This is a genomic window from Microbaculum marinisediminis, assembly GCF_025397915.1.
In the GTDB taxonomy this organism is placed as follows: Bacteria; Pseudomonadota; Alphaproteobacteria; order Rhizobiales; family Tepidamorphaceae; genus Microbaculum; species Microbaculum marinisediminis.
Map to the genome: position 1 here is coordinate 153,150 of NZ_JALIDZ010000005.1, position 24,487 is coordinate 177,636.

At 68.8% G+C, this 24,487-nt stretch carries 21 protein-coding genes; 8 read left to right on the forward strand and 13 right to left on the reverse strand.

The genetic code is table 11. The features are described 5' to 3' along the window. Nucleotides 1–12 precede the first annotated feature (12 nt). From MUB46_RS12245 to MUB46_RS12265, 5 genes are all read left to right on the forward strand, one after another. Entirely contained in the window at nucleotides 13–870 is an 858-nt protein-coding gene (locus tag MUB46_RS12245; RefSeq protein WP_261616495.1) for a metal ABC transporter substrate-binding protein, read from the forward strand. Continuing rightward, a complete protein-coding gene (locus tag MUB46_RS12250) occupies nucleotides 867–1,811 on the forward strand; it encodes a manganese/iron ABC transporter ATP-binding protein (protein WP_425256258.1) in 945 nt (314 codons plus the stop codon). Before MUB46_RS12245 ends, MUB46_RS12250 begins: the two co-directional genes overlap by 4 nt. Then, on the forward strand, nucleotides 1,808–2,710 hold the full coding sequence (locus MUB46_RS12255; protein WP_315902735.1) for a metal ABC transporter permease: 903 nt from the start codon (nucleotides 1,808–1,810) through the stop codon (nucleotides 2,708–2,710). Before MUB46_RS12250 ends, MUB46_RS12255 begins: the two co-directional genes overlap by 4 nt. Then, entirely contained in the window at nucleotides 2,707–3,570 is an 864-nt protein-coding gene (locus MUB46_RS12260) for a metal ABC transporter permease (protein ID WP_261616204.1), read from the forward strand. The genes MUB46_RS12255 and MUB46_RS12260 overlap by 4 nt, the downstream gene beginning before the upstream one ends. 90 nt (nucleotides 3,571–3,660) lie before the next feature. Next, nucleotides 3,661–3,858: a hypothetical protein gene (locus MUB46_RS12265; protein ID WP_261616205.1), complete on the forward strand. Its 198-nt coding sequence runs from the start codon at nucleotides 3,661–3,663 to the stop codon at nucleotides 3,856–3,858. A gap of 15 nt (nucleotides 3,859–3,873) precedes the next feature. On the opposite strand, the gene MUB46_RS12270 is transcribed toward MUB46_RS12265, so the two are convergent. From MUB46_RS12270 to MUB46_RS12305, 8 genes are all read right to left on the reverse strand, one after another. Then, nucleotides 3,874–6,210: an ATP-dependent helicase gene (locus MUB46_RS12270; RefSeq protein ID WP_261616206.1), complete on the reverse strand. Its 2,337-nt coding sequence runs from the start codon at nucleotides 6,208–6,210 to the stop codon at nucleotides 3,874–3,876. Nucleotides 6,211–6,408: 198 nt separating this feature from the next. Beyond that, nucleotides 6,409–7,566: an AAA family ATPase gene (locus tag MUB46_RS12275; RefSeq protein ID WP_261616207.1), complete on the reverse strand. Its 1,158-nt coding sequence runs from the start codon at nucleotides 7,564–7,566 to the stop codon at nucleotides 6,409–6,411. A 90-nt stretch (nucleotides 7,567–7,656) separates the two neighbouring features. After that, nucleotides 7,657–8,232 carry a TetR/AcrR family transcriptional regulator gene (locus MUB46_RS12280; RefSeq protein ID WP_261616208.1) on the reverse strand — a complete coding sequence of 192 codons (576 nt, stop codon included), beginning with the start codon at nucleotides 8,230–8,232 and terminating at the stop codon, nucleotides 7,657–7,659. 73 nt (nucleotides 8,233–8,305) lie between these two features. Beyond that, entirely contained in the window at nucleotides 8,306–8,644 is a 339-nt protein-coding gene (locus tag MUB46_RS12285) for a hypothetical protein (protein WP_261616209.1), read from the reverse strand. A 133-nt stretch (nucleotides 8,645–8,777) separates the two neighbouring features. Then, nucleotides 8,778–9,344, reverse strand: a complete 567-nt coding sequence (locus tag MUB46_RS12290; RefSeq protein WP_261616210.1) for a hypothetical protein — start codon at nucleotides 9,342–9,344, stop codon at nucleotides 8,778–8,780. 462 nt (nucleotides 9,345–9,806) lie between these two features. Continuing rightward, nucleotides 9,807–11,426: a peptide chain release factor 3 gene (locus MUB46_RS12295; protein WP_261616211.1), complete on the reverse strand. Its 1,620-nt coding sequence runs from the start codon at nucleotides 11,424–11,426 to the stop codon at nucleotides 9,807–9,809. Nucleotides 11,427–11,621: 195 nt separating this feature from the next. Further along, the gene (locus MUB46_RS12300) at nucleotides 11,622–12,293 is read right to left on the reverse strand and encodes a dienelactone hydrolase family protein (protein WP_261616212.1); all 672 of its coding nucleotides are present in this window, start codon (nucleotides 12,291–12,293) and stop codon (nucleotides 11,622–11,624) included. 82 nt (nucleotides 12,294–12,375) lie between these two features. Beyond that, the gene (locus MUB46_RS12305; protein WP_261616213.1) at nucleotides 12,376–14,007 is read right to left on the reverse strand and encodes a chloride channel protein; all 1,632 of its coding nucleotides are present in this window, start codon (nucleotides 14,005–14,007) and stop codon (nucleotides 12,376–12,378) included. A 266-nt stretch (nucleotides 14,008–14,273) separates the two neighbouring features. Between MUB46_RS12305 and clcA the strand changes: the two genes are divergently transcribed. Then, the gene (gene clcA, locus MUB46_RS12310; RefSeq protein ID WP_261616214.1) at nucleotides 14,274–15,611 is read left to right on the forward strand and encodes a H(+)/Cl(-) exchange transporter ClcA; all 1,338 of its coding nucleotides are present in this window, start codon (nucleotides 14,274–14,276) and stop codon (nucleotides 15,609–15,611) included. Nucleotides 15,612–15,615: 4 nt separating this feature from the next. Here the strand turns inward: clcA and MUB46_RS12315 are convergent, their stop codons facing one another. Beyond that, on the reverse strand, nucleotides 15,616–16,116 hold the full coding sequence (locus MUB46_RS12315) for a thioesterase family protein (protein ID WP_261616215.1): 501 nt from the start codon (nucleotides 16,114–16,116) through the stop codon (nucleotides 15,616–15,618). Nucleotides 16,117–16,267: 151 nt separating this feature from the next. Here MUB46_RS12315 and MUB46_RS12320 point away from each other — a divergent pair, with 151 nt between their 5' ends. Then, a complete protein-coding gene (locus tag MUB46_RS12320; protein ID WP_261616216.1) occupies nucleotides 16,268–17,674 on the forward strand; it encodes an FAD-binding oxidoreductase in 1,407 nt (468 codons plus the stop codon). Nucleotides 17,675–17,758: 84 nt separating this feature from the next. Continuing rightward, nucleotides 17,759–21,820, forward strand: coding sequence for an AsmA family protein (locus MUB46_RS12325; RefSeq protein WP_261616217.1), 4,062 nt, complete (start codon nucleotides 17,759–17,761; stop codon nucleotides 21,818–21,820). Here MUB46_RS12325 and MUB46_RS12330 read toward each other — a convergent pair. The 4 genes from MUB46_RS12330 to MUB46_RS12345 form a co-directional block, all read right to left on the reverse strand. Next, complete coding sequence (locus MUB46_RS12330) at nucleotides 21,817–22,062, reverse strand: ribbon-helix-helix domain-containing protein (RefSeq protein ID WP_261616218.1); 246 nt, start codon at nucleotides 22,060–22,062, stop codon at nucleotides 21,817–21,819. The two genes, MUB46_RS12325 and MUB46_RS12330, sit on opposite strands and share 4 nt — an antisense overlap. Then, nucleotides 22,059–22,247 carry a DUF4169 family protein gene (locus MUB46_RS12335; RefSeq protein WP_261616219.1) on the reverse strand — a complete coding sequence of 63 codons (189 nt, stop codon included), beginning with the start codon at nucleotides 22,245–22,247 and terminating at the stop codon, nucleotides 22,059–22,061. Before MUB46_RS12335 ends, MUB46_RS12330 begins: the two co-directional genes overlap by 4 nt. 69 nt (nucleotides 22,248–22,316) lie before the next feature. Further along, the gene (gene fumC / locus MUB46_RS12340) at nucleotides 22,317–23,708 is read right to left on the reverse strand and encodes a class II fumarate hydratase (protein ID WP_261616220.1); all 1,392 of its coding nucleotides are present in this window, start codon (nucleotides 23,706–23,708) and stop codon (nucleotides 22,317–22,319) included. Nucleotides 23,709–23,903: 195 nt separating this feature from the next. Next, a complete protein-coding gene (locus MUB46_RS12345) occupies nucleotides 23,904–24,485 on the reverse strand; it encodes an SspB family protein (protein ID WP_261616221.1) in 582 nt (193 codons plus the stop codon). Nucleotides 24,486–24,487: the final 2 nt, after the last annotated feature.

Consider the following 24,487-nt stretch of genomic DNA (forward strand, 5'->3'; position numbering starts at 1 on the left):
ACCGGATTGGCGATGACGCTCGCGGTCGCGGCGGTGCCGGCCGTGGCGCAGGACAAGTTCAAGGCGGTCACCACCTTCACCGTCATCGCCGACATGGCGCGCAACGTCGCCGGCGACGCGGCGATCGTGGAGTCGATCACCAAGCCGGGCGCGGAGATCCATAACTACCAGCCGACGCCGCGCGACATCCTCAAGGCGCAGGACGCCCGGCTCGTCTTCTGGAACGGCCTGAACCTGGAACTGTGGTTCGAGAAGTTCTTCCGCAACCTCAGGGATGTTCCCGGCGCGGTGGTATCGCAGGGCGTCGAGCCGATGAGCATCGGCGAGGGGCCGTATACGGGCAAACCCAATCCGCATGCATGGATGTCGCCGGACACCGCGCTGATCTACATCGACAACATCCGCGACGCCTTCGTGGAGCACGATCCCGACAACGCGGAGACCTACAAGGCCAACGCCGAGGCCTACAAGGCGCGGGTCACCCAGGCGATCGGCCCGATCCGCGACAAGATCGCCGCGATACCCGACAACCGGCGCTGGCTGGTGACGAGCGAGGGCGCGTTCAGCTACCTGGCGCGGGACTTCGGTCTCAGGGAGGCCTTCCTGTGGCCGATCAACGCCGATCAGCAGGGCACGCCGCAGCAGGTGCGCAAGGTGATCGACCTGGTTCGCGACAACGACATTCCCGTCGTGTTCTCGGAAAGCACCGTGTCGGCCGATCCGGCCCAGCAGGTCGCCCGCGAGACGGGAGCGGCCTATGGTGGCATTCTGTACGTGGACTCGCTGAGCGAGGCGGACGGGCCGGTGCCGACCTATATCGATCTCCTGAAGGTAACCTCCGATACGATCGTCAGGGGGCTCGCCGAATGAACGACCAGCGCGGCCATCGCGCCGACGTTGCGTCCATGGATGCAGGGTCGGGACTGTCGGTGAAGGACGTGACCGTCACCTACCGCAACGGCCATACGGCCCTGCGCGACGCGACCTTCGAGACGCCTGTCGGCACGATCACCGCGCTCGTCGGCGTCAACGGCAGCGGCAAGTCGACCCTGTTCAAGGCGATCATGGGCTTCGTGCGCGTCGCCAGGGGCTCGATCTCCATCCTCGGCAAGTCGGTCGACGCGGCGTTGAAGGCCAACGTCGTCGCCTACGTGCCGCAGGCCGAGGAGGTCGACTGGAGCTTTCCCGTCCTCGTCGAGGACGTGGTGATGATGGGCCGCTACGGCCACATGAACATGCTGCGCATTCCCCGAGCCGCCGATCACGCGGCGGTGGAGGAGGCGCTGGCGCGGGTCGGCATGAGCGAGTTCCGCAAGCGCCAGATCGGCGAACTGTCGGGCGGCCAGAAGAAGCGCGTTTTCCTGGCGCGCGCGCTCGCCCAGGACGGGCAGGTGATCCTGCTCGACGAGCCGTTCACCGGCGTCGACGTGAAGACCGAGGAGGCCATCGTCGCCCTGCTGCGGTCGCTGCGGGAGGAGGGCCGGGTGATGCTGGTCTCCACCCACAACCTGGGCAGCGTGCCGGAGTTCTGCGACCGGACGGTGCTGCTCAAGGGAACCGTGCTCGCCCACGGCCCGACCGAGCGGATATTCACGCAGGCCAATCTGGAGAAGACCTTCGGCGGCGTGCTGCGCCATTTCGTGCTGGGCGGCACGGATCTGCACGAGGATGCCGACGACCGGCGCCTGACCGTCCTGACCGACGACGAGCGGCCGCTGGTCTTCTACGGTGACGACGACGATGCCCGGACGTCGGACCGGACGGCGGGCCGGTCGTCAAACCGGGCAGGCAAACGCGGACCGGCACCATGATGGCGACGCTGCTGGAACCCTTTGCCTACGGCTACATGGTCAACGCCATGTGGGTCAGCGCGCTGGTCGGCGCGGTCTGCGCCTTCCTGTCGGCCTACCTGATGCTCAAGGGCTGGTCGCTGATCGGCGACGCCCTGTCCCATTCGATCGTGCCCGGCGTCGCCGGCGCCTACATGCTGGGCCTGCCGTTCTCGCTCGGCGCGTTCCTGTCGGGCGGCCTTGCCGCCGGCGCCATGCTGTTCCTCAACCAGCGTACCCGGCTGAAGGAGGACACCATCATCGGCCTGATCTTCACCTCCTTCTTCGGGCTCGGGCTGTTCATGGTGTCGCTGTCGCCGACCTCGGTGAACATCCAGACCATCGTGCTCGGCAACATCCTGGCGATCACGCCCGGGGATACGCTGCAGCTCGCCATCATCGGCTTCGTCTCGCTCGCGGTGCTGGCGGCGAAGTGGAAGGACCTCATGGTGACCTTCTTCGACGAGACCCATGCCCGCTCCGTCGGATTGCGGCCGACGCTGCTCAAGATCGTGTTCTTCACCCTGCTGTCGGCCTGCACGGTGGCGGCCCTGCAGACCGTGGGCGCCTTCCTGGTGATCGCTATGGTGGTGACGCCCGGCGCGACGGCCTATCTGCTCACCGACCGGTTTCCCCGGCTCATCCTGCTCAGCATCGCGATCGGGGCCGCGACCAGCTTCGTCGGCGCCTATGCGAGCTATTTCCTCGACGGGGCGACCGGCGGCATCATCATCTGCCTGCAGACGCTGATCTTCCTGACGGCCTTCTTCCTGGCGCCCAAGCACGGGATGCTGGCGGCGCGGCGGCGCGCGGCCGAGGCGCTGAAGGCGGGCCGGCTTGCGGAGCCGGCGCTGGAACGCGAAGCGGAGGCGGCGCAATGAGCCTGATCGAGACCCTCGTCCAGCCGTTCCAGTTCGCGTTCATGCGCGACGCGCTCTTGATCTCCGTCCTGGTCGCGGTGCCGACGGCGCTGCTGTCGTGCTTCCTGGTGCTGAAGGGCTGGTCGCTGATGGGCGACGCCATTGCCCATGCGATCCTGCCCGGCGTCGTGATCGCCTACATCCTGGCGATCCCGCTCGCCATCGGGGCCTTCGCGGCCGGCATGACCTGCGCGCTCCTGACCGGCTTCCTGAAGGAGAACAGCCGCATCAAGCAGGATACGGTGATGGGCGTGGTGTTCTCCGGCATGTTCGGGCTCGGCATCGTGCTCTACACCAAGGTCCAGTCGGATGTGCATCTCGACCACATCCTGTTCGGCGACATGCTGGGCGTCGGCCCGGCCGACCTGTTGGAATCCGGTGTCATCGCGCTGGTGGTAACGGCGATCATCGCGGTGAAGTGGCGCGACCTGCTGCTGCACGCCTTCGATCCGGCGCAGGCGCGCACCCTCGGCCTGCCGGTGCGCCTGCTGCACTACGGCCTGTTGTCGATCCTGTCGCTGACCATCGTCGGCGCCCTCAAGGCCGTCGGCATCATCCTGGCGATCGGCATGCTGATCGCGCCGGGCGCCATCGCGTTCCTGATCACCCGCAGCTTCGGGGCGATGCTGGTGGCGGCGGTGCTGATCGCCGCCGGCGCGTCGTTCACCGGCGTCTATCTCAGCTTCTTCATCGACAGCGCGCCGGCGCCGACCATCATCCTGCTGATGACGGGACTGTTCGTCGTCGCCCTGGTCGTGTCGTCGCGGCGGATCGCACGGGCGCAGCGGCTGGAGCACGCGGAGACGCCCCGGACGTCCTGATCGCGACGGTGTCCGGCTGATCTTCGATCAGAGGCAGTCGGGGCTACGGTCGAAACGTCTAGACTTCCTGGCGGCAGCCTGCGGTCGCTCATGGAGGAATCCGGCCTCGACCCGGCTTCGTCTCCCGACAGGCAAGAGGCCCTTCGCGAGGACGCCAGTACCCTCTATTTCGCGGCTAGCATCAACCGGGTCTGGGTGCTGGGGCTGATATTCGTCGGCGCCGCGATCCGGATCGCGATCGAGCTCGTGCGGGCCTGGCAATGGCTTGAGACGTTCGCGCCCGGCTAGGCCGGGCCGACCGCCTCAGTGCTTCTCGACGAAGCTGTCGAGCACCCGCTTCGGGCCCGAATGGTCGAACTTCACGGTCAGCTTGTTGCCGTCGACCGCGGTGATGCGGCCGTAGCCGAACTTCTGATGGAAGACGCGCTCGCCGACGGAATAGCCGGAGTCGGTGCCGGTCGAGCGGGCGAGCACCTCGCCCTCCAGCATCGGCGGTTCCTTCCACGGATTGCTGTTCGCCGTGCGCTCCCGGTTCTTCTGCGCCCGCTGCCAGCCAGGGGTGGAATAGGTCGAGGCGAAGGGCTCGCGCTCGTCGAAGCGGCTGTTGCCGTAGCCGCCCCCGTAGCCGCCGCCGCTCGTCCTCAGCGAGCCGGTGTCGACGACCTCGACATTCTTTTCCGGCAGTTCGTCGAGGAAGCGCGAGGCCGCCGTCGACTGCCACAGGCCGTGGATGCGGCGGTTGGTGGCGAAAAAGAGCGCGGCGCGGCGCTTGGCCCGCGTGATGCCGACATAGGCGAGGCGGCGCTCCTCCTCCAGCCCGGCGCGGCCGCTCTCGTCCAGCGAGCGCTGATGCGGGAACAGGCCTTCCTCCCAGCCGGGCAGGAAGACGGTGCCGAATTCCAGGCCCTTGGCTGCGTGGAGGGTCATCAGGCTGACCTTTTCCCCGTCGTCGCCGGACTCGGTGTCCATCACCAGCGAGATATGTTCGAGGAAGCCGAGCATGGACTCGAACTCCTCCATGGAGCGCAGCAGTTCCTTCAGGTTCTCCAGCCGGCCCGGCGCGTCGGCCGAGCGTTCGCGCTGCCACATCTCGGTATAGCCGGATTCCTCGAGGATGATCGCGGCGAGCTCCGCCTGGGGCAGGGCGTCGAGCTGGCCGCGCCAGCGCGCGAAGGATTCCATCAGGCTGCGCAGGCTGTTGCGCGCCTTGGCCTTCAATTCCTCGGATTCGGTCAGCTCCAGCGCCGCCTGCATCATCGGGATGCCGCGCGCCCGCGCCACGTCGTGGATGGTGCGCACGGTGGCGTCGCCGATGCCGCGCCGCGGCGTGTTGACGATGCGCTCGAAGGCGAGGTCGTCGGCCGGCTGCATGGTGGCGCGCAGATAGGCCACGGCGTCGCGGATCTCGGCGCGCTCGTAGAAGCGGGGGCCGCCGATGACGCGGTAGGGCAGGCCCAGCGTGATGAAGCGGTCCTCGAACTCGCGCATCTGGAACGACGCGCGCACCAGGATCGCCATGTCGTCGAGCGATTCCCCGTCGCGCTGCAGCCGCTCGATCTCGTCGCCGATCAGCCGGGCCTCCTCCTCGGAATCCCAGGCGCAGGTGACGGTCACCTTGTCGCCGGCGTCGCCCTTGGTGTGCAGGGTCTTGCCGAGCCGGCCCTCGTTGTGGGCGATCAGGTGCGAGGCGGCCTCGAGGATGTTCGACGTCGAGCGGTAGTTCTGCTCCAGCCGGATCACCACGGCGCCGGGGAAATCCTTCTCGAAGCGCAGGATGTTGTCCACCTCGGCGCCGCGCCAGCCGTAGATCGACTGGTCGTCGTCGCCGACGCAGCACAGGTTCGGCTCGTCCTTCTGGGCGAGCAGGCGCAGCCACAGGTACTGGGCGACGTTGGTGTCCTGGTACTCGTCGACCAGCATGTAGCGGAAGCGGTCCTGATAGCTCGTCAGGATGTCCGGGTTCTCGCGGAACAGTCGTATGACCTCCAGGAGAAGGTCGCCGAAATCCACCGCGTTGAGGGTCTTCAGCCGCGCCTGATAGGCCTTGTAGAGCTCGTCGCCCATGCCGGCGAAGGCGTAGGCGTCGCCCGACGGCACCTTGTCGGGGGTGAGCGCGCGGTTCTTCCAGCGGTCGATGGAGGCGGCGAGCTGGCGCGCCGGCCAGCGCTTCTCGTCGAGGTCGGCGGCCTGGATCACCTGCTTCAGAAGGCGGATCTGGTCGTCTGTGTCGAGGATGGTGAAGTCGCGCTTGAGGTCGACGGCCTCGGCGTGGCTGCGCAGGATCTTCACGCAGATCGAATGGAAGGTGCCAAGCCAGGGCATGCCCTCGACGGATTCGCCGATCAGCTTGCCGATGCGCTCCTTCATCTCGCGCGCCGCCTTGTTGGTGAAGGTCACCGCCAGGATCTGGCCGGGGCGGGCAAGGCCCTGCGTGAGGATGTGGGCGATCCGCGTGGTCAGCACCCGCGTCTTGCCGGTGCCCGCGCCGGCGAGCACCAGCACGGGACCTCCCAGCGTTTCGATCGCGCGCGATTGCTCCGGGTTCAGCCCCTGGAGATACGCGGGGCCCGCGGCCGCGCGCGCCCGCGCGGCAATGCCGCCGGGGCGGGGAGATGTCGCCGGTGGGGGCGTGTCATGCATGGGGTCTATGTGGCGTTCGGCCATCGGATGGATATGGCGTGTTCCTGATTCGGGCTCAAGAGACTGTAGCGCGAAATGGCGGCGGGGAGGGGAATTGGCGGGTTTGTTCCCCTACTCCCCCATTCGCGCATCAGCCGTTCGATCAGCGCGACCGCCTGGTCCCGACACGGGACCCGGTCCTTCACCCGCCCCGGCGGCCTAGCGCTTCGGCCAGTCCCACGCCGGCGGATCGGGACAGTCGGTGACCGTTTCGCCGAGTTCCTTTCGCAGCTCGTAGGCGACGGTGTCGCGCTCCCCCGACAGCGCCTCGACGAGGCCCGAGGCATGGGAGACCACGATCACCTGGGAGCGCTCCGCCGCCGTCGCGATCAGCCGGGCGAGTGCCGGCAGCAGGTTCGGATGCAGGCTCGTTTCCGGCTCGTTCAGGACGATCAGCGGCGCGGGGCGCGGCGTCATGAGCGCGACGGCGAGCAGCAGGTAGCGCAGGGTCCCGTCGGACAGCTCGGCGGTCGACAGCGGCCGCAACAGGCCGTGCTGATGCATCAGGAGTTCGAACAGGCCGTTGCCGACCGACACTTCAATGGAGGAACCGGGAAAGGCGTCGGCGATTGCCTCGTCGAGCGCCACGGGATTGCCGATCTCGCGGATGGTCTGGAACGCGGCCGCGAGGTCGGCGCCGTCGCCGGCGAGCGTCAGGGTGCGCGTGCCGATCTGCGGGCGGCGCGCCGGCGCGTCACGGTCGGTGCGCAGGTGGTCGTAGAAGCGCCAGCCGCGCATCCGCTCGCGTAGCTCCAGAAGCTCCGGCGCGCTCGTCGGGTCGGCGGCGTGCGTCATCATGGAATCGAAGCTCGGCAGCGTCGACAGGACGGTGTCGCGCGTCCCCGTCTCGCTGAGCACCTGCACGGCCGGTCCGCGCCGCGAGGCGATCTCGTTGGCGCGGCGCAGGCACTCGCCCGCCCACAGCGCCTCGGCCTTGATCTCGGGATCCTGGTTGAAGGCCGAGGTCGCGTCTGCGGGCGGCAGGCCGAGATCGATCGCGTAGCCGTAGTCGTCGCTGGCGAAGCCGAGCTTCAGCGCGACCCGGCCCTTGCGCAGCGTACCCTGGACGGGCTGGTGTCCGGCCTTCATGGCTCGCGAGAAGGCTTCCGGCCCCGCCCAGAGCGTCGACTCCAGCCCGCCCTCGCGGGCCAGCGCGCCGATCACCCGCCCTTGCGCCACATCGGCGAGCAGGCGGACGGCACGGTAGAGGCTCGACTTGCCGCTGCCGTTGGCGCCGGTGACGAGCGTCAGCCGCTCGAGCGGCATCACCAGCTCGCGGATGGAGCGGTAGCCGGAAATGGCCAGCGTGGTGATCATCGGCGCACTAGAGACGGATTCGCGCCCCACGTCGCCGGTATGGCGGTGTGCCCGCCGGCGGGCCCCCGGGGCCGTCCACGGCTCCACCGATCACGCGCAGTCGCACATCAGCCGTTCGATCAGCGCGACCGCCTGGTCCTGGCTCAGGCCCTGTTCCTTCACCAGTGCGCGCCATGTCTCGAAGCTGAGCGCCATGACGAGGCCGGCGCGCAGCGCCGTCTCGTCGTCGCGCGGCAGCCAGGCGTCCAGAATGATGTCGGCAGCCGCCGCCCACAGGGCGTGGTAGGGTCGCACGACTGGATGGTCGCGCGCGTCGGCCAGGACGTGGCCCATCATCTGCTGCGTCTCGGCGTGATAGGCGTAGGCCTCGCCCAGCCCGTGGCGCAGCCGTTCCAGCGGATCGTCGATCCGCCGCCAGGTCTGCGGGTCGGGGAAGGGGTGGCGCTCGAAATAGAGGCCCGAGCAGGCGCGCGACAGCGTCGGCTCGTCGGGAAAATGGCGATAGACCGTGACCTTGCCGACGCCGGCCTGCTTGGCGACGTCGGCCATGCTGGTCGCCGCAGGGCCCTTGGTCTGATGCAGCGCGATCGTCGCCTCGACGATCCTGCGCCGCGTCTCGGCCTGGCTTTCGGCGCGCTTCCGCATCCGGTAGGGGCGTTTGTTCATGACGTTCGGAGTATAGCAGATCCGGGCTATGTCGTGCGGTCAGCCGATGATGTCGATCAAAGCGTGGCGGGCGTCACGGGGCGCCCGCGCGCCGGCGCATCCACTCGGCGAGCGCTTCGTGATCGCGCTGCGGGCAGGCGCTGTGGCGGTCGAGAAACGCGGCGAGCTCGGCCTGCCGCGCGCGGGCGGTTTCGCCGCCGGTGCCCGCGAAATAGGCCCCGGCGAGCTTGTTCGCCTCGTGGCAGCGTCCGCAATAGGCATCGAAGATCGCCGCCCCGGCCGCGTCGTCGCCGGCAGACATCGGCGGAACGTCGGGACAGGCCTCGGGTTGCGTCTCCTGCGCGTGCGCCGGCCCTGCCACCAGGGCCGTCATCAGGGCCAGGCCCATGAGAGCCGAAAGGATCACCGACATCCGCATCCGAAAAGCCCGCTTCTGCGCGTCCGACAGGGATGGCGACAGATTACCGGGTCTCGATCGGCGCTGCCAACGGTCACGCTGTCACAGGCCGATCACATCGGTCCGTCTGCCGAAACGGCAGGCATGGCTACGGATGCGCCGTGACCCGGGCCGACAGCGTGTTGCTCTTATAGAGCCGTCCGGCGGTCTGGTACTCCACATAGCCAGCGATCGTGTAGGCCTTCGCCTCCTTCATCGTGAGGCCGGTGTTTATCTGTCTGGCCTGGGCGTCGACGCTCAGGAAGTCCCAGCAATAGGGCCCGTCGCCCGACCAGAGGAAGCAGACGCGCTTCACGTCGGGCGCATGGTCGCCGGCATAGGACAGCGAGACCGGAACGCTGGCGCCGACGGACGGATCGGGATCGATGCGCATCGCCGTCAGTTCGATGTGATGGGGCCTCTCCACCGCCGGTGCGGGCGCCGGCGCCGCCCGGGGCGCCTGGGGCAGGGTCGCTACCGCCATCTCCTGCGGGGGAGCCGCGTCGCCGTCGCTGCCGTCCGCCGGCGTGGCGGCGCTATCCCCGGATTGCGGGATTGCGGTCTCGACCGCATCCGGGGACGCGCCGAGTTGCGTGCCAAGTTGCGTGTAGGAAGGCCTGGGCCCCTCGCATGCGGCAGCGAGGCCTGCAGCCAGCACGATGACGATAAGTCTCATAAGCGGCGATGTGCCCTGATTGGCCGACTGTTCGGGATAGCCCGCGCTCAGTGACGGCCGCGCGATTTCGATTGCTCCGGGGCGATCGGTCGGATCGCCATGCCGATGTGCGACGCCGGATAACAAAGATCCTATACGTATGGACGAGGGCGGTGGACAAGTCCCCTGACGGGTATCCGACAGGATTATTTTTCCGGCGCGGCGTCGTGGGCACCGGGCTGTGGCTTTCTGCTGAAATATCCGGCTTTGGCCGCCCCATGCCGCCGGTTCGTCGGGCGCCGATTACGTCGGCCGGCCCTGAGTCCCCGGAAGTCGGGCGCCCCTTCGTCCCCGGTCGTCGGCCGCCCCTTGCTACCCGGCCGTCGGCTGCCCGCTGCTTCCCGGCCGTCGGCCACGTGGCCTCCGGCGTTCGGCGCTCGAAACGCGATGCGTTTCGTCGGCGCTTTCAGCGCCGACCGCGCCTCACCCCATCTCGCGGGTCGCGAGGAACCGGATGTCGGGATAGTTCTTCGCCGCGCGGTCAAGCGCCCATCTGGAATTGGCGAAGAAGACGGGTGATCCGTGCCGGTCCTGGCCCATGGTCGAGCGGTTCGCGGCGATGAAGTCCTTCAGCGCCTTGGCGTCGTCGCTGGCGACCCAGCGGGCCGTATCGTAGTTCATGCTCTCGAAGGCGATCGGCACGCCGTATTCGTTCTGCACGCGGGTGGCCAGAACGTCGAGCTGCAGCGGGCCGACGACGCCGACGATCCAGTCGGCGCCGATCATCGGGCGGTAGACCTGGGTGACGCCTTCCTCGGCCAGATCGTTCAGCGCCTTGGCGAGCTGCTTGGCCTTCATGGCGTCCGACAGGCGCACGCGGCGGATGATCTCGGGCGCGAAGTTCGGGATGCCGGTGACCTTGACGGCCTTGCCTTCGGTCAGCGTGTCGCCGACGCTCAGGGTGCCGTGATTGGGGATGCCGATGACGTCGCCGGCGACCGCCTCGTCGGCGGTCTCGCGGTCCTGGGCGAAGAAGAACATCGGGTTGGACACGGCCAGATCGCGGCCGGCGCGTACGTTCCGGAGCTTCATGCCGCGCTTGAATGTGCCCGAGCACAGCCGCAGGAACGCGATACGGTCGCGGTGGTTCTTGTCCATGTTGGCCTGGACCTTGAACACGAAGCCGGTCACGTCGTCGGAGGCCGCGGAGATCGGCTCGGGATCGGCCGGTTGCGGGCGCGGGGCGGGCGCCCAGTCGCCGATCGCGCGCAGCAGTTCGGGCACCCCGATCGCCTTCAGCGCCGAGCCGAAGAAGACCGGCGTCATATGGCCGCCGCGATAGGCCTCGACGTCGAAGTCCGGCAGGGCGGCGCTGGCGAGCTGGAGGTTCTCGATCGCGCTGGCCGCATACGGGTTGGCCATCAGCTCGGAATCCTCGGAGAGCGCGTCGATATCGCCCGCGATCGCCCGGCCCGGCGCGCCGTCCTTCCCGATCAGCCGGTGCTGGCCGAGATCGACGCAGCCCTGGAAATCGACGCCCATGCCCAGCGGCCAGACGACCGGCACGACGTCGAGCGCCAGCGTGTCGGCGATCTCGTCGAGGATCTCCAGCGGATCGCGGCCCTCGCGGTCGATCTTGTTGACGAAGGTGATGATCGGGATGTCCCGGAGACGGCAGACCTCGAACAGCTTCAGGGTCTGGCTCTCGATGCCCTTGGCCGCGTCGACCACCATGACGGCGGAATCGACCGCCGTCAGCGTACGGTAGGTGTCTTCGGAGAAATCCGAGTGGCCCGGCGTGTCGAGCAGGTTGAAGGTCAGCCCGTCGCGCTCGAAGGTCATCACCGAGGACGACACCGAGATGCCGCGCTTCTGCTCGATCTCCATCCAGTCGGAGCGGGTGCGGCGTTGCTCGCCGCGGGCGCGCACCTGGCCAGCCTGGCGGATCGCGCCGGAGGCGAACAGCAGCTTTTCGGTCAGCGTCGTCTTGCCGGCGTCCGGATGCGAGATGATCGCGAAGGTGCGCCGCGCCTCATAGGGCTTGAGGCCGCCGGCGGCGGGGCGGACGGCTTGCGCAGACGTGGCGTCTAGGGTGTCGGTCATCGGCTGTTCAGGGCGATTTCAGGAAAAAGCGCGCGGACCATAAGGGAACCGCGCGCTAAAGTGTAGTCCGCCGGTGGAAATGGCGGTCAATGAGGTCACTCATACAGGTGGTGGTTCCGGGGCCGGATTACCAGAGGGGGGGCGCCGATTTCCGCTCGCTCCCGCTTTCGCGGGGATGCGGGGCATCTTGAGACGTCAGCGGGCCAGATGCTCGTCGAACCAGCGCAGGGTGCGCCCCCAGGCGATCACCGTGCTGCCGGGATCGAAGCTTGCCCGCTCGTCGCAGGAAAAGCCGTGCCCGGCCGGATAGACGTGGATGTCGCAGTCCGGCCGCTTGGCGATCACCGTCTCGACGTCGCGCATCGGGATCGACTGGTCGGTCTCGCCGTAGTGGAGCTGCGTCGGCACCTTGGGCGTCTCGTCGGCATGGGCGGTGATGCGGCCGCCGTAATAGCCGACGGCGGCGGCGATGCCGTTCAGGCGGGTGGCGGCGAGGAAGGCGATCGAGCCGCCGAGGCAATAGCCGACCACGCCGGCCTTGCCGGTGCCGGACAGGGCGGCGATAGCGGCCTTGGTGTCGCGCAGCATGGCATTGACATCGATGTCGGCGAGGAATTTCCGGGCCGCTTCCACCTCCTCGGGCGTGTAACCGCTCTCGAAACCGGGTTGCTGGCGGTCGAACAGGGCCGGCGCGACGGCCGCGTAGCCGAGCGCCGCGTAACGGTCGCAGACGGCGCGGATATGCGTGTTGACGCCGAAGATCTCCTGGACGACGACCAATCCGCCGCGAGGCCTTCCCTCCGGGTCGGCGCGGTAGGCGCCGAGCTCGAAGCCGTCCTCGGCGGTAAGCTTGATCATCTGGCCCATGGGTCCCTCTTGTCCGTCGGTTCGTCGGTCCTCCCGGCTCTAGCACCGTTTCGGGACGGAATCATGTTCGATCGGACGCCCGTTACCGGTGCTCCTCGACGTTGGCTTCCACCAGTTCCTTGGAAAACCGTTCCAGCGCGTCGATCTGGTGGGCCCAGCCGATCACCATGGGCGGTTCGGTGCGGGAGACGACCGGAAGATGCGGATTGCCGGTCTCGTCGAAGCGGCGCAGGGCAACTTCGAGGATGTCGTCGGCCTTGAGGGTCGGCGTTTCCTCGGATTCGATCTGTTGCGGCATCTCGCCGGAGGCGAGTGGGCGCATGAAGTCGGACACGCGGACGTTGCGGACGATGCGGCGGTGGGCTCCCTCGGTCAGGAACAGGCCGCGGCTTTCCAGCTGCCACTGGAAATAGGATCGGCCGTGGATCGCCCGGTTGAAGCCGTTGGCGATGGAGACGGTCAGAAGCAGCGCGATGGAGAGCGCGTAGCCGCCGGTGAGCTCGAACACGATCAGCGTCGTCGAGATCGGCGCGCCCAGCACGGCGCCGGCGACCGCGCCCATGCCGAGGATGGCATAGAGACCGTGGCTGGAGGCCATGTCCGGGAAGGCGCTGGCGGCGATCAGGCCGAAGGCGCCGCCGGTCATGGCGCCGAGATAGAGCGAGGGCGAGAAGATGCCGCCGCCGAAGCGGCTCGCCAGCGTGATGGCGGTCGCCGCGGTCTTCACCACGATCAGCGACAGCATGATCGTCAGCGGCAACTGGTGCCGCAGCGCGAGATCGGTCGCCTCGTAGCCGACGCCGAGGATCTCGGGGAAGGCCAGGCCGATGGCGCCGACCGCCAGGCCGCCGAGGACCGGGCGCAGGATTAGCGGCATCGGCGTGCGGCGGGCCAGCCAGTCGGTGCCGATCAGGCCGAACTGGAACAGGATCGCGACCAGCCCGCAGGTCAGGCCCAGCAGCGCGAAGGCCGGCACCTCCCAGTACGAGGTCACCTGATAGTGCGGCACCACGAAGGCGGGAAAATCGCCGAACCAGGTGCGCGAGATGACGGCGGCGACCGTCGAGGCGATGACGATCGGCACGAAGGCGGTCGGTGCGAAATGGCCGAGGATGACCTCGTGGGCGAACAGGACGCCGGCGATGGGAGCGTTGAACGAGGCCGAGATCGCCGCGGCGACGCCGCAGCCGAGCAGCGTGCGGCGCGCCGCCATCGGCAGGCTGAGCAGGCGCGTGAGGGCGGCGGCGAGCGAGGCACCGAGATGGACGACGGGCCCCTCGCGCCCGGCGCTGGCCCCGGTTCCCAGCGACAGCGCGGAGATGAAGGCGCTGCCGAGGCCGACGCGCATGGTCAGCTGGTGCGAGGGCAGGGCGCGCGCCTCGATGACGTCGGCGACGACCTCGACGCGTTTCCCGGGCATGAAATACTGGAGCAGCAGCCCGACGATCAGGCCGCCGGCGGCAGGCGCGAGCAGCACCATCCACCACGGCGCGGCGCGGGCGGCGGTGGCGACGTGCTCGCTCATGGTGCCGAGCCACGGCAGCTGGAAGACGGCGATGCCGAGCCGGAAGAGGATGGCGCCGACGGCCGCCGCGACGCCGACGACGATCGCCGTCAGCCAGACGACTGGCTGGCGTGAACCGATGAAGACGCGCACATTCGGAGCGATCCAGTCGCCGACCAGGCCGATACCGCGACGCAACAGACCGATCATCCGGCCAAATTCCCCGCCGATATTCGTTTTCGATTTTCAAGACATACGCTGCTATGCGGATTCGTGCGAGGCCGCGGCCGGGAATCCCCAAAAAGCGCGGTTCGGGCGCCGTTTCAGCGTCTTCGGGCCGATGCGATGCGCGAATGCAGGGGACGCGGCGCCGGTCCGCAAGCCGCCCGTGCTTGGCGCTCGGGTCGAGTCGGGTAATGTTTGCGGCCAGTATTCGCGTGGCAGAGGCCGCGCGTTTTCGGGCAGGGGACGGCCGGGTGGCGAAGAAGCAAGGCGAAACGCGGCGCACGGAGGGGCGTTTCTTTCTGCTCGCCGCACTTGTCGGCATCGGCGCCGGGGTCGGCGGCACCGCGCTGCACCTGTCCGTCGACGCGCTGATGACCTGGCCGCGGCTGCTGGTCGACCAGGTCGGCAAGGGCGCGCTCGCGGTCGTGCTGGCGGCCCTGATCACGGCCCTGATGGTTGTTCTGTCGGCGGCGATCGTGCGCCGGTACGCCCCGGAAGCCGCCGGCAGCGGCGTTCAGGAGGTCGAGGGTGCGCTGGAAGGCCTGCGGCCGCTGCGCTGGCGCAGGGTGCTGCCGGTCAAGTTCGTCGCCGGCGTGCTGTCGCTGTCCTCCGGTCTCGTGTTGGGCCGCGAAGGCCCCACCATCCATATCGGCGCGTCCATCGCCGCGGCGGTGTCGGACTGGCGCAGGCTGGGCAAGCTCGAGCGCAACGGGCTGATCGCCGCCGGGGCCGCGGCGGGGCTCGCGGCCGCCTTCAACGCGCCGCTCGCCTCGGTGCTGTTCGTCATCGAGGAGACCCGGCGGCAGTTTCCCTACACCTTCAAGACCTACATGGGCGTCACCATCGCGTGCGTCCTGTCGGCCTTCGTGACCGAGGACATCGCCGGGGTCGGACCGGATCTCGATATCGCGGTGGCCGCGGTGCCGCTGTGGAGCCTGACCGCCTTCCTGGGGCTCGGTCTGGTCATCGGCGCGCTCGGCGTTTTGTTCAACTTCCTGGTGCTCAGGGGCCTCAATCTCGCCGCGGCCATCGGCGCGCGCGCGCCCCACGCGGTGCCGATCGGCGTCGGGCTCGTGATCGGGGCGCTGGTCATCGTGCTGCCCGAGGCGACGATGGGCCACGAGGAACTCATCCTCGAGTTGGTCGCGGCCAAGAACGGCGCGATACTGCTGCTCGCCGTCGTCGCGGTGCGGCTGATCACCTCCGTGGCGAGCTATTCGTCCGGCGTGCCCGGCGGCATCTTCGCGCCGATCCTGACGCTCGCCGCCTGCACGGGACTGGCCTTCGGCGGCGTGCTCGGCACGGTTCTGCCGGACTTCGGGCCGGTCTCGGTCGCCCTTGCCGTCGCCGCGATGGGGGGACTGTTCACCGCCTCCGTCCGTGCGCCGCTGGTCGGCGTCGTGCTGACGCTGGAACTCACCGGCGCCTACGAGATCCTGCTGCCCGTGCTGGTGACGTGCCTGGTCGCCAACGTCACGGCGGAATGGCTCGGCGGCCGGCCGATCTACGAGCAGCTTCTCGACCGCACGCTGAAGCGGGCGGGGATCGAACGCACCAGACCGGAACGCGAGACGAGCGGCCTCGCGTGAACGCCTAGCGCCGGATCTTCATCACCCGGCCGACCTGCGGCGGGACCGGCAGCCCGGCATGGGCGGTCTGCATCGCCTGAAGGCGTTCCAGCACATCGTCCGGCCACCGGGCCGCCTTTCTGGCGGTCATGTCGACATGCAGCGACATCTGTTCCAGCGTGGCGGCGGTCCAGCCCTCCTCGGCATGCACCAGTTCCTCGAAGAAATGGGCGCGCTTGCCGTCGTGGTCGAGCAGCCGCAGGCGGACGCGGACCGGATCGTCGAGCCCGATCTCGCGCAGGTAGCAGACATGCGCCTCGACGGTGAAGAAGGACGCCTGGCGGGTCTTCATGTACTCCTCGCTCAGGCCGAGCAGCAGGACCGCCTGGTCGATGCCGCGGTCGAACAGGACATGATAGTAGGCCATGTTCAGGTGGCCGTTGTAGTCGATCCATTCCGGCTGGACGGTCATGACCGTCGAGACGAACGGGGTGGGCATCGGGGTATCGGCTGGGATATCGGGCATTGCTCGTTCCAATGGGCCGCGGTTCGGTCCGGCTATGCCGTTTTGCGAACCGGGGCATTCTGCTAGTGTGCGGCGAACATTAACGGTTTTCGCCCCGTACGGAAGAGTGTGCACGGCGTGAAAACCCGCGAAATCGCCTGAAAGGACGCGAATGTCGGGTACGGTGCAGTGGGGTGTGAGGGAAGCCGGCGATCTCGGCGCGGCTCTGGCGGCGTTGTCCGGCCGGTTCCATAACCGGCTGAGCACGGCGCAGGCGGTGCGCGAGCAGCACGGGCACACCACCACCTGGCACGACAACATGCCCCCGGACGCCGTCGTCTTCGCCCAATCGACCGAGGACGTGGTCGATGTGGTGAAGATCTGCGCCGAACATCGCGTTCCGATCATTCCCTTCGGCACGGGAACGTCGCTCGAAGGCCAGGTAAACGCGCCGTATGGCGGCATATCGATCGATCTCAGCCAGATGGACCAGGTGCTCGACGTCCATGCCGAGGACCTCGACTGCGTGGTCCAGCCCGGCGTCACCCGCAAGCGGCTCAACGAGGAACTGCGGGCCACCGGGCTGTTCTTCCCGATCGATCCCGGTGCGGACGCCAGCATCGGCGGTATGGTCGGCACGCGCGCGTCCGGCACCAACGCCGTGCGCTACGGCACCATGAAGGACAACGTGCTGGCGCTGAAGGCGGTGATGGCAGACGGCTCGGTGATCCATACCGGCACGCGGGCGAAGAAGTCCTCGGCGGGCTACGACCTGACCAGGCTCCTCGTCGGCTCGGAAGGCACGCTCGGCATCGTCACCGAGATCACGTTGAAACTGCACGGCATTCCCGAGGCGGTCGCCGGCGGCGTCTGCCCGTTCCAGACGCTCGAGGACGCCTGCAACGCGGTGATCGCGACCATCCAGTCGGGCATCCCGGTCGCCAGGATCGAGTTGCTCGACGATTTGCAGGTGCGCGCCTCCAACGCCTATTCCAAGCTGGAGCTGCGCGAGGTTCCCACGCTGTTCCTGGAGTTCCACGGCACCGAGGCCGGCGTGAAGGAGCAGTCCGAGCTGTTCGGCGAGATCGCCGAGGATCTCGGCGGCGGGCCGTTCGAATGGGCCGACGACCCCGACGTGCGCGCCCGGCTGTGGCAGGCGCGGCACGATGCCTATTTCGCCGACCTGTACCTTCGGCCCGGCGTCGACGGCGTCGCCACCGACGTGTGCGTGCCAATCTCGCGCCTTGCCGAATGCATTCTGGCGACCAAGGCCGATATCGACCGGCTCGGGCTGGTGGCGCCGATCGTCGGCCATGTCGGCGACGGCAATTTCCACGTCTCGGTGATGGTCGACATGGACGACAAGGCCGAGGTCGCGCGGGTCGAGTCCTTCATGGAGGCGCTGGTCGAGCGCGCCATCGCCATGGACGGCACCTGCACCGGCGAGCACGGTGTCGGTCACGGCAAGACGAAGTATCTCGATGCGGAACTCGGCGGCGCCGTCGACGTGATGAAGACGATCAAAAAGGCGCTCGATCCACTGAATATTCTGAACCCTGGGAAAATTGTCCGCATATAGTAGCCGTTTAGAGGCAATGGGAGGCGCGATGTCGCCTTGGCGGCGGCACCGTGTCTTCGCTGTCGGAAAACGGGATAGGGCCAGGTGAACTCGTTCCTGCTATCGCTGGGAATTGCCGTCGCGCTCATCCTGATCGCGGCGTTCGGCGCGCCGTTCTTTATCGACTGGTCGAGCTACCGGACCTATTTCGAAACGCGCGCCACCGAAATGATCGGCCGGCCGGTCGTTTTCGAGGGCGATCTGAACGTTCGCATCGTGCCGTTCCCCAGCCTGACCGCCGACGGCGTGCGGATCGGCGGGCCGGGCTCCGGCGAGGGCATCGAGCGCATCGACGTGCGCGCCGGCCTGACGCCGCTTCTGAGCGGCGAGCTGGACATCACCGACCTCATCCTCGAGCGGCCCCGTGCCGTGCTGCGCATCGACGGGGCGGGCCGCATCGCCTGGGGCGAGGCCGGCGACCTGATGACGCCGCCGGTCGATCCCGACCGCGTCGCCATCAAGCGCTTCGAGATCGTCGAGGGCGAATTCGCCGTCGAGGACGCGCGTTCGGGCGAGACGCAGATGCTGACCGGCGTCAACCTGAGCGGTTCGGCGACGTCGCTACTCGGGCCGGTCAAGGTGGAGGGCGGCGGCGTCCTGAACGGCGAGCGCTACACGGTCCGGGTCGCGACGGGCCGCGTCACCGAAGACGGCAGCGGCATGCGGATCAAGGCGTCGATCCTGCCGGCCGCCAGGCCGATGGCGGTGGAGCTCGACGGCGCGCTGCTGCGCATCGAGGACGTCCTCGCCTTCGACGGGCGGCTGATCATGGAACGCCCGGCGCCGGATCCGGATACCGCGACATGGCGGATGGACGGCCGGCTGACCGCGTCTGCCGAGCAGTTGGTGCTGGAGGACCTGTCGGTCCGACTCGGGACTGAGACGCAGAACGTGTCGCTTGCCGGCGCGGCCAACGTCCGGCTTGGTGCCGATCCCCGTTTTGACGCGGTGATCTCGGCGCGGCAGGTCGATCTCGACCGGGCGTTCGGGGCCGGGCCGGACAGTCCGGTCAGCCCGAGCCAGGCGATCGCCCGGCTCGGCGCGCTGCTCGATCCGGACATCTTTCCGCTGCCGGGCCATCTCGCCCTCGATGTGGAGTCGACCGTGCTCTCCGGCGGGCTGCTCGAGGGCCTGTCCATCGACCTGGAGGTCGACGCGGCGACGTGGTCGCTCGAGCGGGCGACCGTATCGGCACCGGGGCGCACCAGCCTCGGGCTGGCCGGAACCATCGGCTTCGGCGGCGAGGCGCCGGTGTTCGACGGCGCCGCCCGCCTTTCGACCGATCAGGCGACGGTCTTCGCCAACTGGGTGTTCGGGCCGCAGGCGCGGCTGCCCGGCTTCGCCATCCCCGCCGGCGACCTGGACGCATCCGGCCAGCTGCGCATCGACGGCGCCGGCATGATGTTCGACCGCGCCGAGGTGCGCACCGGCGACTCCCGCATCGAGGGCTCGATCGGCTACCGCGCGCCGACTTCCGGATCGCGCGGGGCGGTGGCGCTGTCGCTGACGGCGGACGAGCTGGACCTCAGCAAGCGCGGGGCGCGGCCCTTGCGCGACGAGATCACGGTGGCCGGCGCGGTCGAGGCGCTTCTGTCGGGGGTCGACCTGGAACTGGAACTCGGCGTCGGCAATCTGGCGGTCGACACGATCCAGGCGCGCGACGTGCTGGTCTCCGGCCGGGTCTCGGAAGGCGACATGCGCTTCGACCGGCTCGAGATCGGCGATATCGGCGGGGCCAGGCTGGCCGGCGGTGGCGAGATCCGCAGCTATGCCAAGGCGCCCGACGGCACTCTCGGTCTCGAGGTTTCGGCGGGATCGCTCACCGGCGTCGTCGCGGCGCTGCGCGCTCTGGACCTGCCCGCGCTCGCCGACGCCTTGGACGAACGGGCGCAATCGCTGGTCCCCGCCGCTGTGACGGTCGACCTGTCGGCGACGCGGACGGAGACCGGCAGCAGGGGCACGCTGACGCTTGCCGGGACGCTCGACGGCAGCCGGCTCGACGGCAGCTTCGGCTATGACGGCGCGATCGACGATCTCGGCGCGGCGGCGATCACCGTCGCCGTCGACGCCGCCAATCCGGACGGGGCCGGGCTCGCCCGGCAGATCGGACTGATTGCGACGGAGGCCGGAGCCGTACCGGGCAGGATATCGCTGGCGGCGAAGGGCCGGCCGCGCGACGCGGTGACCTTCACGCTGGAAACGGCCGGAATCGGCATCGACGGCACAGCCGAAGGAAGCGCGCGCTGGCCGCGCGCGGGCGGCAAGGAGATCACGGCGGAAATCGGGATCGGCATCGCCAATGCGGAAGCGATGCTGGCGCTCGCCGGTATCGCCGTGCCACCGGATGGCGGCACGGCGCTGCGGGTCGACGGCACCCTGTCGGTGACGGATGACATCTGGCGGATGTCGGGCCTGACGATCGGCCATGGCGGCGATCCGGTCACCGGGGCGCTGACGGTGGACCTGGGCGGAGCGGAGCGGATCGTCGGCGGCAGGCTCGAAACCGCCCGCATCGATCTCGCCTGGCTGCTCGGGGCGCTGGTCGGCGCCGATGCCGTGCAGTTTCCGGACGCTGCCTACGGCGATCCCGCCTGGCCGTCCATGGCGCTGATCCCGGCGCGCAAGCCCGGCTGGCGCGGTCGGATCGAACTTCACACGCCCGAGTTCACGCTGTTCGACGATCTCGCTCTCAAGGGGGCGGAGACGATCTTCAGCTTCGATGCGCGGCGCGTGTCGCTCGAGACCCTCAGGGGCGATCTGGTCGGCGGACGTCTGGTCGCCGGGTTCGACCTGACGGAGGCCGACGGCGTCGCCGTGCTGTCCGGCCGGGCCGAGCTCGCCGACGGGCGCCTGGAGGAAATCGTCTGGAAGGAGCGCGGCAGGGCGGTGGCGACCGGCGCCGTGTCCGCCGGCGTCGAGTTCGACGGGCGCGGCCGCAGCCTCGCCGCCATCGTGGCGTCGCTGTCGGGCACCGGCTCGTTCAAGGTCACAGACGGCGCGCTGCGGCGGTTCAACCCGAATGCCTTCGACCAGATCGTCAGCGCCGCCGACGCCGGGCTCGATCTTACCGAGGACCGCGTTCGCCAGACCTTCGCGGCCCACCTGGATTCCGGCAGCCTGCCGTTCGAGACGCTGGAAGGCGCGTTCTCGATCACCTCCGGCATCCTGAGGGCGAGCACCATCCGCATCGATGCCGAGGCGCTGACGTCCTTCGCCTCGGCAACGGTCGATCTGCCCGTGCTCGGGCTCGATTCCGAATGGACGCTGCGGACCGACGCCGAGGAGGAGGGCGGGCGCAGCCGCGAGGTCGGCGTCGTGTTCGCCGGGCCGATCGACGCGCCGACGCGCCAGATCGACGTCAGTCCGCTGCTCGGCTACCTGACCGTGCGCGCCTTCGAACAGGAGGTCGAACGGCTGGAGACGCTGCAGTCGGAAATTCTCGAGCGGCAGAAGCTCGGCCGCGAGCTCATCCGCCAGGGCGAGGAGCGCGCGCGCCGGGCCCGGGAGAGCCAGGAACGGGCGCGCCAGGAGCAGGACCGCCAGGAACGCGACCGCCAGGAACGTGAGCGTCAGAAACGCGAGCGCGAAGAGGAGGAAGCCAAGCGGCGGGCGGCGGAAGAGGCCGCCGCGGAGGACGCCAGGCGGCAGGCGGAGGAAGCGGCCCGTCGCCGGGCCCGGGAGCAGGCGCAGCCGCCGGCGAGTCCGCAGGCGCCCCCGCCGGTGAGGCCGCCGTCGCCCCTGCCGCAGATGGAGTCGCAAGGCGGTCCTGTCGGCATCGAGGACACGAGCGAACTGCAGCGCCGCATCGAGGAGATCCTGCGCGAGGTGCCCTCGGAGCGGGACGGCGACCTGCCGGTCGGCGGTGCCATCGCGCGCGAGCCGGTCGCGCCTCCGGCCCCCGCGCCCGGCACGACGACTCCCGCGCCCGGCACGCCGGCGCCCCCGCTCGGGGAACCGCTGGTGATCTCGCCGCAGCCGGGCCGGCCCCAGGCGGCCCCTTCCCAGATCGGGCCTACCCAGATCGTGCCGCCGCAGACCATCATCCGCGAGACGCCGGAGCCGTTGGTGGAAAATCCGGTGGAGCCGGACGACAGGGTCTTCCGCTAGACCCGTTCCGGCCCGCGCCTGTCGCGGAAATAGGCGAGCACATGGACGCGGATCGCGGCCGACAGGCCGCGCGGGCCGCGGTTTTCGTCGATCTCGGCGATCAGGCTGGACACCGACATGCCGCGCTCGCCGGCGATGTCGCCGAGTGCCTGCCAGAATTCGTCTTCCAGGGAAACGCTGGTGCGGTGGCCGGCGACGGTGACCGAGCGCTTGCGGTCGTCGGCAGGCTCCCGGGCGCTCATTCGGCCTCGTCGTCGGTCAGGCGATGGCCGGCGAGATCGCGGGCGGCCTTGTCGGCGCGCGCCTTGTCCAACGCCTTGTCCGCCTTCGGGCGTCCGAATTTCGCGCGGTTCTCGGTGGCCCGCGCCTGCTTGTCGGCGCGGGCCTTCTTCTTGCGGGCCTTATTCAGATTGACGATGTCAGCCATGGGCCTGCTGCCGTCCAATCCAATGCCACGGGGGCGAGGGGTGTCGCCGTCCCTGTCAGTTCGTCCCGATCAGTTCGGATGCACCATCTTCTCCGGCCGGACGATCTCGTCGAACTCGGCCTCCGTCACGTAGCCGAGGCGGGTGGCCTCCTCCCGCAGCGTCGTGCCGTTCTTGTGCGCGGTCTTCGCCACTTCGGTCGCCTTGTCGTAGCCGATCTTCGGGGCGAGGGCGGTGACCAGCATCAGCGAGCGTTCCATCAGCTCCCGGATGCGCTTCTCGTCCGCCTTGATGTCGACGACGCAGTTGTCGGTGAACGAGATCGAGGCGTCCGCGATCAGCCGGATCGACTGCATCATCGCGTTGGCCATGACCGGCTTGTAGACGTTGAGCTCGAAGTGGCCCTGGCTGCCGGCGACGGTGATGGTGGTCTGGTTGCCGAACACCTGGCAGCAGGCCATCGTCAAGGCCTCGCACTGGGTCGGATTGACCTTGCCGGGCATGATCGAGGAGCCGGGCTCGTTCTCCGGCAGGATCAGCTCGCCGAGGCCCGAGCGCGGGCCGGAGCCGAGGAGGCGGATGTCGTTGGCGATCTTGAACAGCGAGGTCGCCACCGTGTTCAGGGCGCCGTGGGCGTAGACATAGGCGTCATGGGCGGCCAGCGCCTCGAACTTGTTGGGCGCGGTGCGGAAGGGAAGGCCGGTGATTGCGGCAACCTTCGCGGCGAACGTCTCGGCGAAGCCCTTCTTGGTGTTGAGGCCGGTGCCGACCGCGGTGCCGCCCTGGGCGAGGTCGTAGAGGCCGTCGAGGCCTTCCTTCACGCGCCGGATGCCGAGCTCCACCTGCGCGGCGTAGCCCGAGAATTCCTGGCCCAGCGTCAGGGGCGTGGCGTCCTGCGTGTGGGTTCGGCCGATCTTGATGATGTCCTTGAATTCCTTCGCCTTCCTGTCGAGCGCGGCATGCAGGTGCTGCAGCGCCGGGATCAGCGACGTATTGAACTCCTCGGCCGCGGCGATGTGCATGGCGGTAGGGAAGGTGTCGTTGGAGGACTGGCCGCGGTTGACGTGGTCGTTCGGATGGACCGGCGTCTTCGACCCCATCGTGCCGCCGAGCAGCTCGATCGCGCGGTTCGAGATCACCTCGTTGGCGTTCATGTTCGACTGGGTGCCCGAGCCGGTCTGCCAGACCACGAGCGGGAAGTGGTCGGTCAGCTTGCCGTCGATCACCTCCTGGGCGGCCTCGGAAATCGCCTTGGCGATCTTCGGGTCGAGGTTGTCCTGCTCCTGGTTGGTCTCCGCGGCGGCCCTCTTGATGATGCCCAGCGCGCGGACGACGGCCGGCGACATGCGCTCTCCCGAGATCTTGAAGTTGCCGAGCGAGCGCTGGGTCTGGGCGCCCCAGTAGCGGTCGGCGGGAACTTCGAGCGGGCCGAAGGAATCGGTTTCGGTGCGAGTCGACGACATTCTTGGTGTCCTCAGGCGATTGATGAAGGATTTTCGCCGGCCTTCTAGCACGCCTTGCCGGGCTTCGGAATTCGCCCGGGGCCGCAAAACGTATCGAATGGATGGATTCTAGGGCGCAAGCCCGGCACGGCTATGCGCCAAGACAATGCTGCTGGGGCTATACGGCGGGGGGGGGGATGCGGCTGGGGGGCGCCGTCAGGTCTTCTTGCGGAAGGTGTCGAGGCTGACGACTTCGGCGCCCTGGCTTTCCTGCGGCTCGGCCTCGGCGTCGGCGGCGTCCTCGGCCGTTTCCGCGGCGGGCGCGGCCTTGTCCTTCTTGCGCCTGGCCGGCTTGGCCGGCTTTGCCGGGGCCGCCGCGTCATCGGGTGCCGCCTCGGCGGCGGGCTCGGTCACCGCGCCGGCATCGTTGGCTTCCTCCGGCAGGCCGGTTTCGAACTGCAGGCCGAACTGGACGCTCGGGTCGAGGAAGCCCTTGATGGCGGAGTAGGGCACCACCAGGCGCTCGGGGATGCCGTTGAAGGACAGGCTCACGGAAAAGCCGGAGTCGGTGACCTCGAGATCCCAGAACTGGTGCTGCAGGACGACGGTCATCTCTTCCGGGTAGCTTTCGCGCAGCCGGTTGGAGACGCGCACGCCCGGCGCGGTGGTCGAGAAGCCGATGAAGAAATGATGGTCGCCGGGAAGGCCGTTCTTGGCGACGTCGGCCAGCACGGTACGCACGACGCCGCGCAGCGCGTCCTGGGTCAGCAGATCGTAGCGAATGAGATCCTGCGCCATTG

Excerpts from the sequence above, each read along its gene's own strand:
- MUB46_RS12245 (WP_261616495.1), top strand. The coding sequence starts at position 13 with ATGACGCTCGCGGTCGCGGCGGTGCCGGCCGTGGCGCAGGACAAGTTC.
- MUB46_RS12250 (WP_425256258.1), top strand. The coding sequence starts at position 867 with ATGAACGACCAGCGCGGCCATCGCGCCGACGTTGCGTCCATGGATGCA.
- MUB46_RS12255 (WP_315902735.1), top strand. The coding sequence starts at position 1,808 with ATGATGGCGACGCTGCTGGAACCCTTTGCCTACGGCTACATGGTCAAC.
- MUB46_RS12260 (WP_261616204.1), top strand. The coding sequence starts at position 2,707 with ATGAGCCTGATCGAGACCCTCGTCCAGCCGTTCCAGTTCGCGTTCATG.
- MUB46_RS12265 (WP_261616205.1), top strand. The coding sequence starts at position 3,661 with ATGGAGGAATCCGGCCTCGACCCGGCTTCGTCTCCCGACAGGCAAGAG.
- MUB46_RS12270 (WP_261616206.1), bottom strand. The coding sequence starts at position 6,210 with ATGCATGACACGCCCCCACCGGCGACATCTCCCCGCCCCGGCGGCATT.
- MUB46_RS12275 (WP_261616207.1), bottom strand. The coding sequence starts at position 7,566 with ATGATCACCACGCTGGCCATTTCCGGCTACCGCTCCATCCGCGAGCTG.
- MUB46_RS12280 (WP_261616208.1), bottom strand. The coding sequence starts at position 8,232 with ATGAACAAACGCCCCTACCGGATGCGGAAGCGCGCCGAAAGCCAGGCC.
- MUB46_RS12285 (WP_261616209.1), bottom strand. The coding sequence starts at position 8,644 with ATGTCGGTGATCCTTTCGGCTCTCATGGGCCTGGCCCTGATGACGGCC.
- MUB46_RS12290 (WP_261616210.1), bottom strand. The coding sequence starts at position 9,344 with ATGAGACTTATCGTCATCGTGCTGGCTGCAGGCCTCGCTGCCGCATGC.
- MUB46_RS12295 (WP_261616211.1), bottom strand. The coding sequence starts at position 11,426 with ATGACCGACACCCTAGACGCCACGTCTGCGCAAGCCGTCCGCCCCGCC.
- MUB46_RS12300 (WP_261616212.1), bottom strand. The coding sequence starts at position 12,293 with ATGGGCCAGATGATCAAGCTTACCGCCGAGGACGGCTTCGAGCTCGGC.
- MUB46_RS12305 (WP_261616213.1), bottom strand. The coding sequence starts at position 14,007 with ATGATCGGTCTGTTGCGTCGCGGTATCGGCCTGGTCGGCGACTGGATC.
- MUB46_RS12315 (WP_261616215.1), bottom strand. The coding sequence starts at position 16,116 with ATGCCCGATATCCCAGCCGATACCCCGATGCCCACCCCGTTCGTCTCG.
- MUB46_RS12320 (WP_261616216.1), top strand. The coding sequence starts at position 16,268 with ATGTCGGGTACGGTGCAGTGGGGTGTGAGGGAAGCCGGCGATCTCGGC.
- MUB46_RS12330 (WP_261616218.1), bottom strand. The coding sequence starts at position 22,062 with ATGAGCGCCCGGGAGCCTGCCGACGACCGCAAGCGCTCGGTCACCGTC.
- MUB46_RS12335 (WP_261616219.1), bottom strand. The coding sequence starts at position 22,247 with ATGGCTGACATCGTCAATCTGAATAAGGCCCGCAAGAAGAAGGCCCGC.
- fumC (WP_261616220.1), bottom strand. The coding sequence starts at position 23,708 with ATGTCGTCGACTCGCACCGAAACCGATTCCTTCGGCCCGCTCGAAGTT.
- MUB46_RS12345 (WP_261616221.1), bottom strand. The coding sequence starts at position 24,485 with ATGGCGCAGGATCTCATTCGCTACGATCTGCTGACCCAGGACGCGCTG.